This is a genomic window from Vibrio parahaemolyticus, from assembly GCF_900460535.1.
Taxonomy (GTDB): Bacteria; Pseudomonadota; Gammaproteobacteria; order Enterobacterales; family Vibrionaceae; genus Vibrio; species Vibrio parahaemolyticus.
This window is the reverse complement of record NZ_UHIL01000002.1, coordinates 747,465-765,125: the sequence shown is the minus strand read 5'-3', so window position 1 is coordinate 765,125 and position 17,661 is coordinate 747,465. Positions and strand designations below refer to the sequence as shown.

At 47.5% G+C, this 17,661-nt stretch carries 17 protein-coding genes and 1 pseudogene; 8 read left to right on the top strand and 10 right to left on the bottom strand.

All coding sequences use genetic code 11. From position 1 onward, the window contains the following. The first annotated feature begins 162 nt into the window (after positions 1–162). Genes DYB02_RS20355 through DYB02_RS20345 form a run of 3 tightly spaced genes read left to right on the top strand, consistent with a single transcriptional unit; the run spans position 163 to position 2,218 of the window. Positions 163–534, top strand: a complete 372-nt coding sequence (locus tag DYB02_RS20355; RefSeq protein WP_005464887.1) for a GntR family transcriptional regulator — start codon at positions 163–165, stop codon at positions 532–534. Then, a complete protein-coding gene (locus DYB02_RS20350) occupies positions 531–1,388 on the top strand; it encodes an ABC transporter ATP-binding protein (RefSeq protein WP_025535733.1) in 858 nt (285 codons plus the stop codon). The genes DYB02_RS20355 and DYB02_RS20350 overlap by 4 nt, the downstream gene beginning before the upstream one ends. Continuing rightward, positions 1,388–2,218 (top strand): hypothetical protein, encoded by an 831-nt coding sequence (locus DYB02_RS20345; protein ID WP_005497655.1) that lies wholly within the window; start codon positions 1,388–1,390, stop codon positions 2,216–2,218. Before DYB02_RS20350 ends, DYB02_RS20345 begins: the two co-directional genes overlap by 1 nt. 98 nt (positions 2,219–2,316) lie before the next feature. On the opposite strand, the gene gltS is transcribed toward DYB02_RS20345, so the two are convergent. Both gltS and DYB02_RS20325 read right to left on the bottom strand, forming a co-directional pair. Beyond that, on the bottom strand, positions 2,317–3,552 hold the full coding sequence (gene gltS / locus DYB02_RS20340) for a sodium/glutamate symporter (protein ID WP_005464899.1): 1,236 nt from the start codon (positions 3,550–3,552) through the stop codon (positions 2,317–2,319). 544 nt (positions 3,553–4,096) lie between these two features. After that, positions 4,097–4,735, bottom strand: a complete 639-nt coding sequence (locus DYB02_RS20325; RefSeq protein ID WP_025503802.1) for a CatB-related O-acetyltransferase — start codon at positions 4,733–4,735, stop codon at positions 4,097–4,099. A 249-nt stretch (positions 4,736–4,984) separates the two neighbouring features. On the opposite strand from DYB02_RS20325, the gene DYB02_RS20320 reads away from it, so the two are divergent. The 4 genes from DYB02_RS20320 to DYB02_RS20305 all read left to right on the top strand — a co-directional run bounded on the left by DYB02_RS20320 (position 4,985) and on the right by DYB02_RS20305 (position 8,654). Further along, a complete protein-coding gene (locus DYB02_RS20320; protein WP_029805718.1) occupies positions 4,985–5,812 on the top strand; it encodes a DUF4344 domain-containing metallopeptidase in 828 nt (275 codons plus the stop codon). 1 nt (position 5,813) lies between these two features. Continuing rightward, positions 5,814–6,200: a thiol-disulfide oxidoreductase DCC family protein gene (locus tag DYB02_RS20315; protein WP_020838350.1), complete on the top strand. Its 387-nt coding sequence runs from the start codon at positions 5,814–5,816 to the stop codon at positions 6,198–6,200. 179 nt (positions 6,201–6,379) lie between these two features. Beyond that, a complete protein-coding gene (locus DYB02_RS20310) occupies positions 6,380–8,041 on the top strand; it encodes a methyl-accepting chemotaxis protein (protein WP_015312741.1) in 1,662 nt (553 codons plus the stop codon). 118 nt (positions 8,042–8,159) lie between these two features. After that, positions 8,160–8,654: a peptidylprolyl isomerase gene (locus tag DYB02_RS20305; protein WP_029805716.1), complete on the top strand. Its 495-nt coding sequence runs from the start codon at positions 8,160–8,162 to the stop codon at positions 8,652–8,654. A 102-nt stretch (positions 8,655–8,756) separates the two neighbouring features. Here the strand turns inward: DYB02_RS20305 and DYB02_RS20300 are convergent, their stop codons facing one another. The 8 genes and pseudogenes from DYB02_RS20300 to DYB02_RS20265 all read right to left on the bottom strand — a co-directional run bounded on the left by DYB02_RS20300 (position 8,757) and on the right by DYB02_RS20265 (position 16,075). Then, on the bottom strand, positions 8,757–9,392 hold the full coding sequence (locus DYB02_RS20300) for a DUF2268 domain-containing putative Zn-dependent protease (RefSeq protein ID WP_029795294.1): 636 nt from the start codon (positions 9,390–9,392) through the stop codon (positions 8,757–8,759). A gap of 77 nt (positions 9,393–9,469) precedes the next feature. After that, the gene (locus DYB02_RS20295) at positions 9,470–10,261 is read right to left on the bottom strand and encodes a LytR/AlgR family response regulator transcription factor (RefSeq protein WP_005481713.1); all 792 of its coding nucleotides are present in this window, start codon (positions 10,259–10,261) and stop codon (positions 9,470–9,472) included. Between the two features lies 1 nt (position 10,262). Then, positions 10,263–11,294, bottom strand: coding sequence for a sensor histidine kinase (locus DYB02_RS20290; RefSeq protein ID WP_025552679.1), 1,032 nt, complete (start codon positions 11,292–11,294; stop codon positions 10,263–10,265). Beyond that, the gene (locus DYB02_RS20285; RefSeq protein WP_041954285.1) at positions 11,295–12,644 is read right to left on the bottom strand and encodes a hypothetical protein; all 1,350 of its coding nucleotides are present in this window, start codon (positions 12,642–12,644) and stop codon (positions 11,295–11,297) included. 32 nt (positions 12,645–12,676) lie between these two features. Continuing rightward, positions 12,677–13,450 (bottom strand): outer membrane lipoprotein-sorting protein, encoded by a 774-nt coding sequence (locus DYB02_RS20280; protein WP_029806308.1) that lies wholly within the window; start codon positions 13,448–13,450, stop codon positions 12,677–12,679. After that, positions 13,443–14,711 (bottom strand): ABC transporter permease, encoded by a 1,269-nt coding sequence (locus DYB02_RS20275; RefSeq protein WP_029806306.1) that lies wholly within the window; start codon positions 14,709–14,711, stop codon positions 13,443–13,445. Before DYB02_RS20275 ends, DYB02_RS20280 begins: the two co-directional genes overlap by 8 nt. Beyond that, a pseudogene (locus DYB02_RS20270) lies at positions 14,699–15,397 on the bottom strand (ABC transporter ATP-binding protein). Before DYB02_RS20270 ends, DYB02_RS20275 begins: the two are co-directional and overlap by 13 nt. A 9-nt stretch (positions 15,398–15,406) precedes the next feature. Next, positions 15,407–16,075, bottom strand: a complete 669-nt coding sequence (locus tag DYB02_RS20265; RefSeq protein ID WP_029806303.1) for a hypothetical protein — start codon at positions 16,073–16,075, stop codon at positions 15,407–15,409. 457 nt (positions 16,076–16,532) lie between these two features. Here DYB02_RS20265 and rodA point away from each other — a divergent pair, with 457 nt between their 5' ends. Continuing rightward, positions 16,533–17,615, top strand: coding sequence for a rod shape-determining protein RodA (rodA, locus tag DYB02_RS20255; protein ID WP_005464909.1), 1,083 nt, complete (start codon positions 16,533–16,535; stop codon positions 17,613–17,615). Positions 17,616–17,661 lie beyond the last annotated feature (46 nt).

Below are 17,661 nucleotides of genomic sequence, written 5' to 3'. Positions count from 1 at the left end.
AGAAAAAACGCATCCGATTGCGTGCAAATATTCGGTGCAACGTGTCGAAAACGGACGCCATAAACACGCTGTTGTGTGATGGCAAAAAGATTAATTCTTTCTATTTCTCAAACTCAGTGTTATACATATATATAACACCAATTCAGCCATAGGATGTTTATCATGACGCATTGGCATGATCGCCAACCGATTTTTCGCCAGTTGGCTGATCAGATCACCCAACAAATATTGCAGGGCGTCTGGAAAGAAGGCGAGGCTTTACCCTCCGTCCGCAGCATCTCTGCCGATATGAAAATTAACCACCTTACCGTCATGAAAGGCTATCAGTTACTTGTTGATGAAGGACTAGTGGAGAAAAAACGTGGCCAAGGCATGTTTGTCGCACAAGGGGCAATTCAACAATTGCGCTCTGCGGAAAAGGCTCGCTTTCTTGAACAGCAAATTCCTCAAATAGCCGATACATTACAACGTCTGGACATGTCAGTTGATGAACTTGTCCAGCAACTCAACCCCCATATGAAAGGTGACCAATGAGCGCATTAGTCAGTGTAAAAAACGTCTCCAAGCAGTACCGTCAACAAGGAGAGGCGCTTCATGATGTGAGTTTTGACTTACATGCTGGTCAAGTGCTTGGTTTACTCGGCCACAATGGCGCGGGTAAATCGACGCTTATTAACGCCCTACTCGGCGCCCACGACTACGACGGGACAATTCGCATCAATGGCTTCGAGCCCATGATGCAGCGCGACAAGATCATGCAGAATTTGTCGTACATCTCGGATGTAAATGTTTTGCCAGATTGGATGACGGTCTCTCAGCTTCTGAGTTATACCGAAGGGGTTCACCCGGGTTTCAATCGCAGCAAAGCGGATGCGCTGCTTCGTCAAACCGACATCAAACCTCGTGCGAAAATCAGAGCCCTTTCGAAAGGGATGAAAGTGCAATTGCACCTTGCCATTGTTATCGCAACCAATACACAAATCCTGATTTTGGATGAACCAACTCTTGGTTTGGATTTGGTTTACCGCGACACCTTCTACCGTCATTTACTGGAATGGTTTCACGATGGTGAACGCGTTCTGATCATCACCAGCCATGAAGTTTCCGAGATCGAGCATCTGTTAACCGATGTGTTGATTCTTAAACACGGTCGCCCGGTGCTGCAAACCTCAATGGACAGCATCAGTGAAGACTACTTTATTCTCGATGCCAATGACGAACACCGTGCGCAAATTGAAGCGATGCACCCACTCTCTTCTCAAAAAGGATTGGGCACAACGAAATGGCTATTGTCTTCACAATACGCTGATCAAGCGGCAGGGCTTGGCGATGTGCATGGTGTAAAACTGGCGGATCTGTTTTTAGCGTTACAAAAGGAGGCAGCATGATGCGCTCTGTCGTCGCAATGTTGCGTAAAGAGTGGTTAGAAAACCCACTAGTATTGCGCTTACCTTTGTTTATGTTGGCGTGTGGAGCGTTGCTTTTTATTAGTTTGATGAGTAACACCACGTTGCAACACAACATGTTTTTCGAAATGAGCCTCGGTGGCGATGTGAGTGATATTCACAAAGAACTTGGGGATGACGTCAACATGCTGATCACTGGTGGCGCTGGTTTGCTGTCTATGTTACTTGCCATCCAGTACTTCCCTAGAACGCTGCGTAAAGAGCGTGCCGAAGGCAGCATTATGTTTTGGCGCAGTATGCCAGTTAGCGATCTAAAAACGCACCTCGTGAAGCTGACGTTTGGTTTGTTGGTGATCCCGCTGGTGTGTTCTGGCCTCGTTTTGGCGGCTGATTTTATGCTGTGGTTACTCAATATTTCGACCGACCAACAACTGGCTTTGCTCTATCGTCAAACTTCGCTTGGCTACGTGCTGCTGCACTGGGTGGAGTTCTTAGCAAGAATGGCGCTCGCAGGCGTGTTGATGCTGCCACTAGCACTTTGCGCGATGGCAATTTCTCAGAAGGTAAACTCGCCGTTGGTGATTCTCTTCATCGCGATTTATGCGCTACGTTGGATGCCAATTGCGATGTTTGGTTACTACGGGTTGGATCAGTTCTTCTCAGCTGTGCTCTATTTGCCTCTGCATGCGATCATCGCCTCTAACCCATTCAGTGCGATTCCTGAAGCGGGTTGGGCCAACGTCGGCATCTACGCCTTTATTGGGATACTGGCGTGGACGGCAAGTTTGAAGTTCAGCCGTACCATTCAATAAACAACGTCTCGAACAAAAACCGAGACATAAAAAAACGGTCACAACCTGCGTTGTGACCGTTTTTATTTTTACCCTTAGGGGCTCATCTATCCAATCGTCTAGCCAAGGAAAGAAATGTAACCTTGCAAGATGATTAAGTTGACGATGTCGATAAAGAACGCGCCAACAATTGGTACCACCATAAATGCCTGAGGCGAAGGACCAAAACGGTTAACAATAGAACCCATGTTCATCACCGCTGTTGGCGTCGCACCCAAACCAAAACCACAGTGACCACCCGAGATAACCGCCGCATCGTAGTTGCTGCCCATTACCTTAAAGGTCACGTAATAGGTGAAGATGGCCAAAATCACCGACTGAATCGCCAGAATCACTAAGAATGGGATCGCCAAATCAAAGATGTTCCATAGCTTCAAGCTCATGAGAGCCATCGCCAAGAACAGAGACAGCGACACCGTACCGAGCATATCGACGGTTTCAGCGTCCAGCTTACGAATCTTAGTCACCTCTAAGAAGTTCGTAATAATCACACCAATGAACAGCGCGTAAACGAAATCAGGAATCATCAACCAAGAAATTTCGTAGGTACTCACCCACTGTTCAACGTACTTCGCACCCGTCACACAAATCAGTAAGAAGAAGAGTTTTTCCACGACCTTTTTCGCCGTTACTTTGTCTTCTTCGTACTCGTTGTACGTCACCAGCTCTGGGAACTTCTCGTGGGTTTTGGCATCTCTACCACCACGACCGTACTCAGATTCGATACCATGTTTTTCCACTAGGCGTTGAGCCACTGGGCTACCAATGATACCGCCGATGATCAAACCAAAAGTGGCCGATGCCATCGCGATTTCCAGAACGTTATTTAATCCGTACACGTCTTGGAAAGTTTGTGACCACGCCGCCCCCGTGCCGTGACCACCAGACAGAGTAATCGAACCCGCGATTAACCCCATTAATGGGTCTAAACCCAATGCCGCCGCAAGTGACACGCCGACACCGTTTTGAATGATGATATAGAAAGACGCGACCGCTAAGAAGATAAAAACCTTCGCGCCTCCTTTCATCAACTGAGTGTAGTTTGCCGCTAAACCAACCGTGGCAAAGAACATCAGCATAAAGGTGTTTTGTAACGGTAGATCAAACTCCAAGTCGACACCGTTAAAATGAAGAGCAGTAATGATGCAGGCTACGATAAGGCCACCTACAATCGGCTCAGGTATATTGAACTTCTTTAAAATCGGTAACTTAGCATTAATAAAATGCCCCAAGAAAAGCACACTGATCGCAACCAAGAAGGATTCCAGTGCACCTACAGATATTAAATGATTCATATCGCCTCTTATTATTGTTCTCTTCATCCTCCGTAATGATTGAGTGTTAGTTTAACCTTCATTCAATAGCAAATTTTCTCGCTTTATTTCCGAAAATACTCATTAGATGGTGTCATGCGCCTTAGGCTAGTTTAAGGGCGCTTGTTAAGCATTGTGCCAATGGTTTGCTGTTTGCCGCCCTTAAATGTGAAAGGAGCCTTTACAGCTCCTTCAAATGCCCTTTGCCTCAACCAAAAACGCGTGGTCAATGCGCCGGGTATAATGTTATGAGTAAGTTCTAGTGACACTTTCTGAACCGCGCAATGGGCTCCCTTACTTAAACAGAATGCGTCGATTACTATCGAACAAAGTTCCTTCCCGCTGTAACCGTCAAAACGCCGAGATCGCGTTCAAACAATTGAGTTTGCTTGTTCCTATCGTAGTTTTTCAACTCTGACTCATGGTGATTTAAACGAATCGATGCCAAGGAAACGCACAAGCTGCAACAATAGTTTTCGTCACAACGGAGCGAGATTATAACATATCGCTGATAATTTTCCTCATTTCAGTGACATTCGCCACCTTTATAGTTACTTTCCGCAATGATTAACTGCTCAATATCATTTCCACAGATAAAAGAGCGAAGCGCGTTAAACTTAGCCTCATCCCAAGAATACATCTTAAGAGCCAATAACTTATCAATCGTCTCTGGGTCAAAACGAGTTTTGATCGGCTTAGCAGGAGCGCCCGCTACCACGGTGTACGGCGGCACGTTTTTCGTTACGACACTGTTTGCAGCAATCACCGCGCCCTCTCCAATCGTAACGCCTGGCATGATCATCGCGCGCATTCCAATCCAAACAGCATCTCCGATAATCGTGTCGCCCCTGCTTTGATAGGAACGTTCGACATCATCAAGAAACGGATACAAGCAGAACCAATCGGTTCGATGATTGTGATTGCCACCCATTAAAATCACCGCTTCGGCGGCGATACAAACATAATCACCAATATAGAGTTGGTCGACTTCCCAACGGGGTTGCCACTGCTTGCTGATTTCATCCCCCAGCAGATAACGAACGACGGATTGCTCAAAACCATTATCCCAGCAATCGCTGTAATAACTGTGAGTACCTTTAATATGGATGTTGGCGTTTTGCACCACTTGGTGCAGATACTGAACTTTAGACCAATGTTTAGTCATGGCATTTGCATCTTCAATAGAGAGTAAAATTTTGCCACGGAACGATTTCTCGTGGCGCTGTTGCTGCGTTCTCAGTCAACAACGCCTATTGGATTTGGGGTTGTAACAACAGTGGATTAGGCATAGTGATCTCCTTTAGGCGAACTATAAAATGAATTGGCGCAGAGTGACAAACGCCAATCCCGATTATTCATTCGCCAAAAACATGTATAATTTTTATGCAAGTCATTCAAATAACAAGAGCTCAACATGAAAATTCAATCGCTTCTCCCTGCGCTATTACTCTGCGCCGCTTCTGCCAACGCGGCGAACAATATTCGTATCGAGTACATACCCGCAGAAACAACCCATGACAAACTTGCCGAGCAATCCATTCAAAGCAGCGATGTGAACCCGATTTTTGTTCGACTTTCTCAAGCCTACTTCCCTTTTCGTAAACCGCTCACTCTGATTTATGGCGGCGAAGATGGCCCTATGTACGATCCCGACACGCACACAATCCATATTCCTTATACGTTTTACTTGGAGTCGCTCAATTACTTCTCCAACAACCAATATGAAGATCGCTACGGAAAATCGCCAAAGACTGGTGCATTAGATACCTTATTACACACTTTGCTGCATGAAGCTGGGCATGCGTACATCGAGGATCAAAGCATCCCTGTGTTGGGGAAAGAAGAAGATGCCGTTGACAATTTCGCCACTATTTTACTGATCGACTATTTAGACGATGGCGCCGATATGGCCATCAGTGCCGCCGACATGTTTGCGTTTGAGTCCGATGACAGACCCGACTATTACGATTTTGGCGAGTACATTGACGAACACAGTTTTGACCTGCAGCGTTACTTCTCCACTTTGTGCTTGGTGTATGGCAGCGATCCTGAACAGTACAAATCGTTACTCGACGAAGTTGAAAAAGACTACCTTCGAGATCGCAAAGACTTCTGCCAATACAATTACGAAAATATTCGCACTAACTGGCAGCACTACCTGCAGCACAATGAACCCAAAGAAGCATCGCCACGTAAAAGCAGCGAGAAACCATCAAGCAGCCCCAATGCAATGACGAATTGATATGACTAAACTGACTATTTTCTACGACGGCACTTGCCCACTGTGCGCCAAAGAGATGAAGGCATTACGCCAACACGATCATGAGCAAGAGATAAACACCGTTGATATTTACAGCGACGCTTTTTCGGCCTATCCGCAAATCGCCCCTGATCGTGCCAACACCATTCTGCATGCCTTGGACAACCACGGAAATTTACTCCTCGGGCTGGATGTGACCTACCGAGCTTGGCAGCTTGTTGGACGAGGTTGGTTGTATGCACCACTGCGCTGGCGACTCATCAGACCTGTTGCGGACTGGCTTTATCTGCGCTTCGCCCAAAATAGGTATCGCATCTCATATTGGTTAACGGGCACTTCTCGTTGTAATTCTAGCCGCTGCTCTCGGTAATTGTGATCACGCTTGAAAATGTTAATACGCTCGCGATAAATCGTACATTTCCAGTACTTCTCTCCTACTAAGTCGGTTAATCTGCAATCACTACAAAAATAAATAGCCATATATTTATCCGGCAAATCGATTGAATTTTGCCTTTTCGTAACGCTGCGCCGAGAAGTAAGGAAGTCTCTATGAATCTAACCATAAGAAAGCGACTGTATATTCTTTCCATCATTCCAGTACTCACCATTGCACTAGGTATGATGTGGTTCACCTACCTGCAAACTAACGCTTATAACCAACAGCAAATTGATCAGACCCACACCACCATGATGGCGATGAAAAAAGCCGAGCTGAAAAACTATGTTCAGATGGCTCGCTCGGCGATTGAACCGCTACTCAAGAAAAATGCGACATTAGAAGAAGCTCTTCCCGTTTTACGAGAGCTGGAATTTGGTGAGACGGGCTACATCTTCGGTTACAACTCCAAAGGCGTCCGTGTTGTGGTCGGCAAGAACGACAAAGGCATCGGTGAAAACTTCTATAACCTGCAAGACAAGAAAGGTAATTACCTGATTCAAGATTTGCTGAAAAACGCCAAAACGGGTGAATTCACTACCTATTACTTCCCGAAACTAGGACAAACAGAGGCGCTACCGAAATTGAGCTACTCAATGTTCATTCCTGAGTGGGATTTAATGATCGGTACCGGCTTCTACACCGATGACATTGATGCCGTCATTGCAGAAATGGAAGCTTCAGCCCATGACGCGCTCAACACGACTCTAGTGGCCATCGCGCTGTTCTGCGTTTCTATCGCTGCCGTAGTTGCTATCTTCGCCGTGTTTGTGAATCGTAGCATCATGCGACCAATCGAACAGTTTGATGCCTCGATCCAATCCTTCGCGCAAGGCGATGCCGACCTTACGGCGCGCATGCACGAGTCCAACGTACCTGAGTTCAAACAGTTAGCGCACAACTTCAATATCTTTGTTGAAAGCCTACAGGGCATCATCAAGAGCGTGACTCAAGTTGGTGAAGAAGTCGTCGCAGAAACCAACAACATGTCGCAACGCGCCTCTCAAGTCGACGAACTCGCTGGCGGTCAACGTGAAGAAACCGAGCAAGTTGCCGCAGCGATGACGGAAATGACAGCCACCGCGCATGAGATTTCGAACAACGCTAACCAAGCAGCAGAATCAGCGCGACACGCCGATGAAAACGCTCAACAAGCGAAACACATCGTCGATTCCGCTGCGAATTCTGTCGAAGAGCTGGCAAGCGAAGTTTCAGAGGCGAGCACTGTGATTGCCCGTTTAGAAAGCGACGTTCAAAACATCTCATCGTCTTTAGAAGTGATTCAAGATATTGCCGAGCAAACTAATTTGCTTGCGCTAAACGCCGCGATTGAAGCTGCGCGAGCTGGCGATCAAGGACGTGGATTCGCGGTAGTAGCAGATGAAGTCCGCAAGCTGGCAAGCCGCACTCAAGACAGTACGGGCGATATCCATAAAATGATTGAGCAACTAAAATCTGGCTCAGATGCCGCTGTACGTGCGATGGAATCAAGCCAAGCGCGCGGTGAAGCAACGGTAGAAGAGGCGCGCGCTGCCTCGGTTGCGTTGCAAGACATTCAAGCAGCGATTGCCAACATTATGGACATGAACACGCTGATCGCCACTGCAACCGAAGAACAGAGCCAAGTGGGACAAGAAATCTCTCAACGTGTTGAGGTCATTTCGCAGCAAAGTAGTCAATCGGCAAGCCTTGCCAACCAAAACCGCTCGGGAAGCCAAAACCTCAATCACAAAGCCAACGAGCTCTACGACTTGGTTGGTCGTTTCACGGTTTAATCTAACAGGCTAACCGACAAATAAAAACAGCGACGCCATGACGTCGCTGTTTTTGTTACGGCCTAGAAACGACTTCGCTATAATGCCGCCAACTTAGCACCCACAAGGGCAAATCGACATGATTATTATGACCACCAATTTCGGTGACATCGACATTGAACTGAACTTGGAACGAGCGCCAGTAAGCTCAAAAAACTTCAAAAAATATTGTGAAGAGGGCTTCTACAACGGCACGATTTTCCACCGCGTTATCGACGGTTTTATGATTCAAGGTGGCGGTCACACTGAGGACATGACAGAAAAACCAACCCGCGCACCAATCGCAAACGAAGCGAACCGTGGCCTAAAAAATACCGTCGGCACAATTGCGATGGCACGTACCGACGCGCCGCACTCAGCAACTGCGCAGTTCTTCATTAACTTGGAAGACAATGATTTCTTAGATCACACCGCCACCACCAACTTGGGTTGGGGCTACGCGGTATTTGGAAAAGTGACAGCGGGCATGGATGTGGTTAATCGCATCGCGAAAGTGAAAACGACATCAAAGCAGGGTCACGATGATGTGCCATGCGAACCTATCATTATTGAAAAAGTGACGATCAGCGAATAGTCGCCTCTGTCCGCTCCAAGATAAGAAAAAGCGCCTAATCTCTTCTGACTTAGGCGCTTTTTTTGTGTTGATGATTAGTAGGAATTCTTGGATTAGATAGAATTATTGATAGAAAATCTCGGCTTTGGCACCGACCAAAGCGAGTTCAGAACCATGAAAATTAGCTAGGTATTCCGCGACTAGGTTATACCCCACCCAATACCCCATGTACTTCGGCCAGCGGCTTTCATCGCTTCCCAAAAAGTAAGCATCAAAGTTGTAATCTAAGCTCGTTAACTTATCTTTCATCTCTGTGTAAAACGGCCGCCAGTCGCGGTCTTTTATCAACTCAAACAAACTCGGAATGATGCCGCCGTTGACCTGACGTTCAAAATGGCAAGCCAAGCCTTCCATGATCAACACCTCTCCAAGAGTGAGCCCATTTTCTCCCGCTCGCATCCGAAACAGATGATGCAATTCATGCGCGAGCACTGCAGCCAGTTCGTTTTCAATGACGGTTTTTATATCCGTGCGCTGAGTGTCTAACAAGACTTCGACTCGATAGGGGCTTAAGCAGTAACCACCAATGCCACTTTGCGGCGCATCACCATGACCAAATGGACTGATGGTGACATCAATATTGTTCAGCTCAAAATGATCGGCGAGTTGTAGACTCAGGCTATTCAGCTGTTCATACAAATAATCAGCAACAGAAGACAACGCTCCCGTCGCATTCAATAAAGTCACACGATAACTCATTTATCTTCCTTGATAATTTAGATGATGTGGGGCGAGTTTACAGTGTAAAGAGTGAGCAGCAACGGATTAGGGAAAAGTTACATGCCTTTAAACAAACTTTGAGAAGCGCGGCTCACTGGCAACTTAGTTTCACCAACATAAACAAACATTCTTCCTGCAAAGTCTTTGTTTACTTTACTGATTTTAGACACTTGCACCACGCTTGAGCGATGCACTTGCCAAAACTGCTCTGGGTTGAGCTGCCCAATCAACTCTTTGAGCGATGTGCGGATCAAATATTCTTGCACTTCCCCCTTCCCTTGCTGCGCATACACCGAAACGTATTTTTCTTCCGCTTTGAAATACAGCACATCAGACGTCGCGATGAGATGAATATCGTCACCTTGCGTGGCTTTAATCCACTGTAAGTATTGCGGTGTTTGAGGCGCAGACAACTGTTGCAGTTGTTCCAACAAACTATTCATCTGAACATGGCTGTTGTCGCTTCCTCGTTGGCTGAGTCGAGCTTTGACTCGTTCACAGGTCGTTTGCAAACGAGCATCGGAAATGGGTTTGAGCAGGTAATCTGCCGCATTTTGCTCAAACGCTTTAATGGCATAGTCATCATAAGCAGTAACAAACACGATCAAAGGCGGGTTGGCCAAACGATTGAGTTTTTGCGCCAAACTCATGCCATCTAACACGGGCATACGAATATCGAGAAAGGCAATATCAGGTTGGCTTTGCTCAATGGCGAGCAAGGCTTGTTCGCCATCAGCTACCTTGGCAACGATGTCCAACTCTGGCCACACTTCCGCGAGGCTTTTGTCGAGATGATGCCGCAATAACGGCTCATCATCGGCGATAATGGCAGTAAACCCTGTATTCATTTCACTGTTCCTTACTTATCATTGGCCAACTCAAACGCACACTTACACCACCTTCGGAAGATTCACTGATCGACACCTGACCTTTGCCAGCAAATAAGGCATCCATGCGCTGTTTAAGGTTACTCAGCCCAATCCCCGAACCAGAGTGATTGCTGACGTGACTCAACCCCACGCCAGTGTCTTTCACTTCAATTTGCAACAGCTGTTTCTCTTGCTTTATCAGCAATTGGACTTCACCACCTTCACGTTTTGGCTCGATGCCGTGAATAATGGCGTTCTCTACCAAAGGTTGCAGCATCATCGGAGGCAACTCTGTATTTCCTAACCCTTCTTGCACCTCGATTGTGTAACTTAAGCGCTCGCCTAAACGAATTTTTTGAATACCCAGATAAGCGTCAATCAAGGCGATTTCATTCTCAACCGTGGTGTGCTCCTCACGCGAGCTTTTTAGCGTTGCACGCAATAACGCAGTGAGTTGATCCAACATTTGTTTGGCTTTATCGACGTCTTGCGACATCAACGCGCTGATATTGGCAAGCGTATTAAACAGAAAATGCGGCTCAATTTGGCTTTGCATCTGCTTGAGCTGGCTGAGTAAAAGGGCTCGTTCTTGTTCGGCGTTTTCACGTTTGATGCTCTCTAGCTCACGCTGTGCAATGGCTTCTTTTTCGCGTGAATGAAAATAAAAATAACACATACCGCTAAACAGCAGGCCCATCAGTAAAACTGGCAACATGCCCGAAATACCGAAGTATTCACCGAGCCAAAACTGCGCATTAATTACACCAAACAACAAACACGCAGTCAGTGATAGCGCAATTTCTAGCATGCGTGGGATGGTCGGAAACAACTTGTCGATCAACCACGAGAAGAACAGCGCAGAGTAGCCAAAACCAAAGCTCACCAGCACATGCACGTAGTACGGACCGCCCCAAACTGAGAGCGTCATTCCCGAGATAAACAAACAAAACAACGTGGTGACAACCACACTGCGCTGCCATCCACTTGCTACCATTGACTTAGCTGAACACATTTAAAATTTCCCTTTGATGTTAAATACAATCATATGCTTATCGTTGATTTGTGCGTAAGCAGAATGGTCCTCTCCGGTTAAAAAGCGTGCGGCAACTTCCACTTCTACACTTTGATCGCCAGTGTCAATCCATTGGTAATTCAGCCATTGCGTCACAATCACACCGCCATCTTGCGGCGAGTACATGACGTCCAACGTTGGAGTGACATCGCTAAGCCACTCCAAATCCGCTCTTCCGCGCCACGCTGTCCACGCTTCAAGATCCCAGCGCCAATGCAACATGAGATTGTGCTGAACAATATTGGCGTGTTGAAACCCTTGGGCGTAGCTAGTAGCAAGTAGAGTCGTATCCGACGATTGGGAGAGCCATTCTCCACGTGCGATTGCTTGCTCCCATTGGCTTTTCGACCATGCTCGGCTGTCATACCAATATTCGGCGATCACATTGTGTCCGGCTTGGTTCGCCCAATTTAATCCCACCAACGCTTGGAAAGCGCTGCCTTGTTCTTCCACCGTCACGGGTTGATAACGACCGCTCGGCTGCACTTCATTTTTAAACTGATAGCCAACGCTCTGCTTTTGCCACAGCAACGAGCTGTGCATGGCTAAAGATTCATCCAACACGGCAATGGCACTCGCACCCAACAAGCCCCGACGCACATCATCGTAATAGCCTATGAGTTGGTACTCCGTATCGCCCACCAACGCATAACGGCGAATCCCAAACCCACGCTGCTCCGCGGCTTGATCAAGCGCGCTTTGATCCTGTTGTCCCCAACTTGAGTCTGTTGCAATCACCGTCCATACACCTGACATGTCGTAATACGAAAGTGAAAACACACCCGCTCCCTCCTCTGCCACCAAGCCGACCGGATTTTGTCGATATGGTTTGAACAGATCTAAGGGTCGACAGCCATAACCTACGCCCCAATCAACGCGCAACTTGCCTGCGCTGACATCCAAAGTGGTATCACCAACTTGCCATTCGCCCTGCCACGCCAGTTCTCGGATAAGAAGTTGATTATCCGCCTCGCCCCACCATTCATGCTCACCTTGCTGATTGAGATACAAACCTTGGCTGTACAAGGTGAATAAGCCACTGATGTTTTGATAATTCACTTGCACATCAAGTAAAGCGTTGAGCGAGTCACGCGCGCTTCCTTGCGCCTCCATAAACGCGCTATCTCGCAGCTTGGCGGTTTCGTAACTTACCGCCCAATCCCATTCAAAACTCAGCTCATCATTGGCCGCAACAGGTGCAACCATCCATAATGAAGCGGCAATGAAAACACTGAAGCTAATCGCTGCGCTGTCTACATTGATGATGGCGTTAAAGAATCGCACTTTCATAAAACATCCTTGATGGCGTTAATAACCTTAAATTACAGCTCCGATGTATTGGCTTTCGGCAAATAACTCGGGTTGTAGAATTTGTTATCCAACTGCCACGGTACGATTTCTTGATACTCAATCACCGTCTTTTTGCTCGGTTGAATACTGTCGAGCAGGGTCATCTCACTGACGTAATCTTTGCCGAGGTTGGTCGCTCGTCCGTATTGCGCTTGCTTAGCAAGCTTGCCTGAACGCAAATAAAGATCCGCTTTGATCGGGAACGCGTCTTGCTCAGACAACCACAAATCGATCTTCTGATAACTCGCCCCCTTGGTTTTGGCCGTTAGGGCAAGGCGATAAGCCGCGATGCTCTGTCCATTTATCGTGAGGGTTTCCGTCGCTTTCCACTCGCCTTGGTAATCCTGGCTCCACGTCAACGTTGAAATATCACCAATTGAGGCTTCACCAAGCAGCTTTTGCATTGGCGTAATACGAATTGGGCGGCGGCTCTTTGGCATTTGCAGCCAGTAGTTATCGCCCATCATCAGCATCTTCTGCCCCGCTTCGACCGCCGATTTGAACACCACCAGCGATTCACGGTTTGGCCGCGTGTACACATGGTAGAGACGCGTTTTATCCAACTCTTGGTCTTGATACAAACGCACCAGCGACACCACTTTAGAAGAATTATCTTGCAAGCGGTAGCTGTTGGCTTTCTCAATCAATTGCGCAACTTGTTGTGCATCCAGCGCTTGTTCAGCAGCACTCGCAACGCTGCTGACAGCCAATAGTGTGATGGTTAGTAATGGTTTGAAATTAAACATAGATCAGTGCCTCCGTAATTGGCTTGTTTACGCCTTTACGCGCCGAGAAAAACGCCGCGACCAAACAAATCAGCAATACTGATAACCCTGCAGCAGCCACCAGCTCCCAAGAAAAGTAAATCGTCAATGGGTAGCCTTCTGTGCGTCCTGGCGGTGGCGGCATTTGTACGTCCACCATCATCAAAAAAATGGTCTCCAGCGCGGTAAACAAGGCGCCGATTAAACTGCCAATCAACGCGAGTAAACCCGCTTCGCGTAAAAATCCGGCGATGATTTCTCGGGGATAACTGCCCAATGCGGACAAGGTGCCGATTTCACGAGTACGCTCAGTCACAGACATAGTCATGGTGTTGAACAACGCGACAAACACAACCAGAGCCATCACGGCGCCCATAATGCCGAAAATACGGTCGTACAAATCTTTCACTTTTAGATAGAAGAACGCACGCTCTTGCCAAGGCGTGATTTCAACCTCTTGATCGCCAAAGCTCGGTTGTTGTTTGTTTAGAATCATCGCGACTTGCTGTTCAACCTTGTTGGTTAAGCTGGTGTCGAACAGAAATACTGACAGCGCACTGACTTTGTCCGACCCCAGCAGAGACTGAGCACTGTTGATGTGTACGTAAAGTTGGCGTTTATCCAGCTCAGGAACGCCAGTTGAGTAGATACCGCGAACTTTAAAGTCGTAAGCGTTCAAAGCGCCATCTGTCGTAGTAGCAAGTAAGGTAATCCAATCTCCCACGTTGACGCTCAGATTATTGGCAAGATCCACTCCAAGCATCACTTCTGGCTCAGAAGCGTCGTAGCGAGAGGCATGAATGTTGGAAAGCGTCTGCCCATCACGCACGTCCAAAAACGGCCCTTTCATATCGAACTCGCGTTCGTTAACGCCGATACCAATAAAAATCGAGGACTTGCTGCCGTTAGAGATCAAACCGCTGAATTCCACTCGTGGCTGTACGCCTCGCACCTCACTCAAACCAATCAACTGTTTGGTGATCGCATCGGCATGGCTCAAACCATTGCTCAATGGCATCTCTTCTTCTTTAGCGAAATAACCCGGCGTGGTTAATGTCAGATGCCCCGTGTCTCGCGCTGTGGATTCTTTCAAGCTGTCGTAGGTATAAAGGCCGAAACCACCTGCGCTGGTCAGCGCAAAAACTGCAATGGCGATGATCAGCATCGACAACAAACTGCGTCGGCGATTACGTTGTAGGTTCAGCCAAGCAAGGCGAACCGAAACGGGAATCAACTTGCCCATGAGACCTCCTCCACACTGGCGTGCGTTTGGATGATTTTGCCGTCCACCAGCTCGATGGTGCGATCGCAGCGTGATGCCATACGAGGGTCGTGAGTGGCGACAATGAAGGTGGTACCAAACTCGTGCCCGAGCCCTTTCATAATATCGATGACTTTGTTTGCGGTTTGGCTATCGAGGCTTGCTGTTGGCTCGTCGGCAATCACTAATGCAGGTTTGTGAACCAAAGCGCGAGCAATCGCTACCCGTTGCTGCTGACCACCAGACAAGTTATCGGGCATGTGATGGATAAATTCTCCCAGCCCCACATGTTCCAGCATCTGTGAGGCAAGTTCAGTTTGTTCTGTTTTTGAAAAACCGTTGAGATGCAACGGATAAGCGACGTTCTCCAAAGCCGTCATCACTGGCACCAAGTTGAATTTTTGGAATATAAAACCCAGCTTCTCGCGGCGCATTTTCGCAGCCTGCATTTGTCAGCTCGGGTAAGGTTGACCAGCAAACGTTACCTGACCTTGATATTGTGAATCCAACATGCCAAGCACATTGAGTAAGGTACTTTTTCCTGAGCCGGAAGGCCCACACAGCGCCACCATTTCACCGGCAAACACCTCACCAGAGACTTCTTGCAACGCGCGTACGGTCTGGCTGCCAAGGGAGTAATCGCGACTTAGTTGACTGAAAACGATCATGACGCCTCCTTAATGTTTAGCCAGTAACGCTTTGGCAGTTTGCGTTTCTAAGTGAGTGCTATCGAAACTTTCCATTTTCGCCAACCATTTCTGCGCTTGCTCCATGTCCTCAGCACGCAGCGCTGCTTCAATGGCGTAAAGGTAAACCCAAGCCGTTGCCGCGAACGGTTGTTGATTGAAGCTCGGTTCATTAAGCAGGGTCAGGTACAGCTCGTACCCACGCTCAAAGTGATTAAACATATCCGGAAGCGAAGTGTAAGTAGTGGCCGCCATCGCAGTAGCCAATTGATATTCTGGTAGCCCTTGTAAACGCTGCTGCTCTTGAATCGGCATAGGTTGGTTTGCCATTAAATCCAAACCTTTCTGAATGGTGGCAAGCCCGCGTTCAGTGAACTTCATCTTGTTCCATGGCATAAACGCATCACGCCCTTGCAAGGTTTCACTGCTGCCAAGGTAAACCAATGTCACAGGCGTAGCGCCTTGCTTTTGAACTAATTGTGAAAGCTCGTCATGTACAGTATCCACCAAACCCGTGTCGCCCTGTGCGGCTTGGTTAAAACGGGTTAGTAACTGCTCAGTAGGGTTTGCCAACGCCAAGCTGCTACTCAAGGTAAACGCAGCCAATGCAGCGCCGAGCAAGGCTGTGGCTCTGGATAAATGAAGATTGAAAACCATCATGGTGACTGTCCTTAGTTGAACGTGATTTGATGGTTTCAGATTACGCCATCGCTTCATAGTCAGCTGTAGGATGCGACCAATGGTATTTTTAGGGAGTAAATGGGCGTGAGCGGCGATAAATGGTTTTGAGTGAAAACACAATAACATCCGAGCGAGTTATCAATTATTGCTGGATTCAACACTAAGTACGATAAAAAGAGTGGCGAAAATATCAAGGCTGGTGTATTTATCCTCTTCACAACATTCCCAGTCGACGTACCACAACAGATGATGCTGCACCTCCTTTCTCGCACTCCTTTGCGCCGCATCTGTGAACAGGCCTGTTGCGCTTTCACTTTCAACAAATCTAAGAAAGCCAACATACCCGACCTATTGGATTCTTAGCATCGGAATAGTTTGAACTCTCTTGAGTTCTGGTTGTTTTCGCTCTTTTGAGAGCGTTTTTAGGTTGTAGTAAATGAACAAGCGTTTCTTTCCAAGAATCGATTTGCCACTTTTGATGGCGATAATTCCGATCATGTTATTGAGTTCGCTGACGCTATGGAGCGCCAGTGGCTTCGATGAATCCATGCTCTTTAAACACTTAGCCCGCTGCGCACTGACACTGGTGTGTATTCTGGTGATGTCATCCATTCCAGCAGCCAGTTATCAACGCTCGGCACCGTACTTGTATTTTGTCGCCGTGTCGTTACTGCTGGCCGTCGCGCTGTTTGGTGACAGCACTAACGGTTCACAACGATGGCTAGATATCGGCTTTTTTCGTTTTCAACCTTCGGAATTAATTAAGCTGTCGATTCCGATCATGATCGCTTGGATGCTGCATCTGGAAGGCGGCAGACCTGACTTTCGTAAAATCGCGCTTTGTTTGATGATTACCTTGGTTCCCGCAGGGTTGATCGCTCTGCAACCCGATCTGGATGGTGCGATCTTTACCGTGATCTACGCGCTGTTCGTGTTATTTTTTGCGGGTATGAGCTGGAAAATCATTGGCGGATTTGTGGTGAGCGTTCTAACGCTCGCGCCGATTCTGTGGTTTTTCGTGATGGAAGCCTACCAAAAAAGCCGTGTGACTCAGTTCTTACACCCAGAATCTGACCCACTTGGCTCTGGTTACCAAATCATTCAGTCGCTGATTGCGATCGGTTCGGGCGGTATGAAAGGCAAAGGTTGGATGAATGCCACACAAGGAACACTGGGCTTTATTCCAGAAAGTCATACCGACTTTATCTTTTCAACCTATGCGGAGGAATGGGGGTTCATTGGCTGTGTGGTATTGCTGACGCTATACCTATTTATTACAGCACGGGTGATGTTGCTAGCATGCCAATCTGAGCACTTTTTTAGTCGCTTAGTCAGTGGCACCTTGGCGATGAGCTTCTTCCTCTACGCCTTTATTAATACTGGAATGGTGAGTGGATTGTTGCCAGTAATGGGAAGCCCGCTTCCATTCTTTAGTTACGGCGGAACTGCCATGCTGACACAGGGCATCTGCTTTGGCGTAATCATGTCTCTGTGTTACTCCAAATACCGTAATACTTAGCGCTACTCGCAACATTCAGCACGATCAAAAAAGGCTTCCCTCGGGA

Excerpts from the sequence above, each read along its gene's own strand:
- DYB02_RS20265 (WP_029806303.1), bottom strand. The coding sequence starts at position 16,075 with ATGATGGTTTTCAATCTTCATTTATCCAGAGCCACAGCCTTGCTCGGC.
- DYB02_RS20350 (WP_025535733.1), top strand. The coding sequence starts at position 531 with ATGAGCGCATTAGTCAGTGTAAAAAACGTCTCCAAGCAGTACCGTCAA.
- DYB02_RS20355 (WP_005464887.1), top strand. The coding sequence starts at position 163 with ATGACGCATTGGCATGATCGCCAACCGATTTTTCGCCAGTTGGCTGAT.
- DYB02_RS20305 (WP_029805716.1), top strand. The coding sequence starts at position 8,160 with ATGATTATTATGACCACCAATTTCGGTGACATCGACATTGAACTGAAC.
- rodA (WP_005464909.1), top strand. The coding sequence starts at position 16,533 with ATGAACAAGCGTTTCTTTCCAAGAATCGATTTGCCACTTTTGATGGCG.
- DYB02_RS20320 (WP_029805718.1), top strand. The coding sequence starts at position 4,985 with ATGAAAATTCAATCGCTTCTCCCTGCGCTATTACTCTGCGCCGCTTCT.
- DYB02_RS20280 (WP_029806308.1), bottom strand. The coding sequence starts at position 13,450 with ATGTTTAATTTCAAACCATTACTAACCATCACACTATTGGCTGTCAGC.
- DYB02_RS20290 (WP_025552679.1), bottom strand. The coding sequence starts at position 11,294 with ATGTGTTCAGCTAAGTCAATGGTAGCAAGTGGATGGCAGCGCAGTGTG.
- DYB02_RS20285 (WP_041954285.1), bottom strand. The coding sequence starts at position 12,644 with ATGAAAGTGCGATTCTTTAACGCCATCATCAATGTAGACAGCGCAGCG.
- DYB02_RS20315 (WP_020838350.1), top strand. The coding sequence starts at position 5,814 with ATGACTAAACTGACTATTTTCTACGACGGCACTTGCCCACTGTGCGCC.
- DYB02_RS20345 (WP_005497655.1), top strand. The coding sequence starts at position 1,388 with ATGCGCTCTGTCGTCGCAATGTTGCGTAAAGAGTGGTTAGAAAACCCA.
- DYB02_RS20300 (WP_029795294.1), bottom strand. The coding sequence starts at position 9,392 with ATGAGTTATCGTGTGACTTTATTGAATGCGACGGGAGCGTTGTCTTCT.
- DYB02_RS20310 (WP_015312741.1), top strand. The coding sequence starts at position 6,380 with ATGAATCTAACCATAAGAAAGCGACTGTATATTCTTTCCATCATTCCA.
- gltS (WP_005464899.1), bottom strand. The coding sequence starts at position 3,552 with ATGAATCATTTAATATCTGTAGGTGCACTGGAATCCTTCTTGGTTGCG.
- DYB02_RS20325 (WP_025503802.1), bottom strand. The coding sequence starts at position 4,735 with ATGACTAAACATTGGTCTAAAGTTCAGTATCTGCACCAAGTGGTGCAA.
- DYB02_RS20275 (WP_029806306.1), bottom strand. The coding sequence starts at position 14,711 with ATGGGCAAGTTGATTCCCGTTTCGGTTCGCCTTGCTTGGCTGAACCTA.
- DYB02_RS20295 (WP_005481713.1), bottom strand. The coding sequence starts at position 10,261 with ATGAATACAGGGTTTACTGCCATTATCGCCGATGATGAGCCGTTATTG.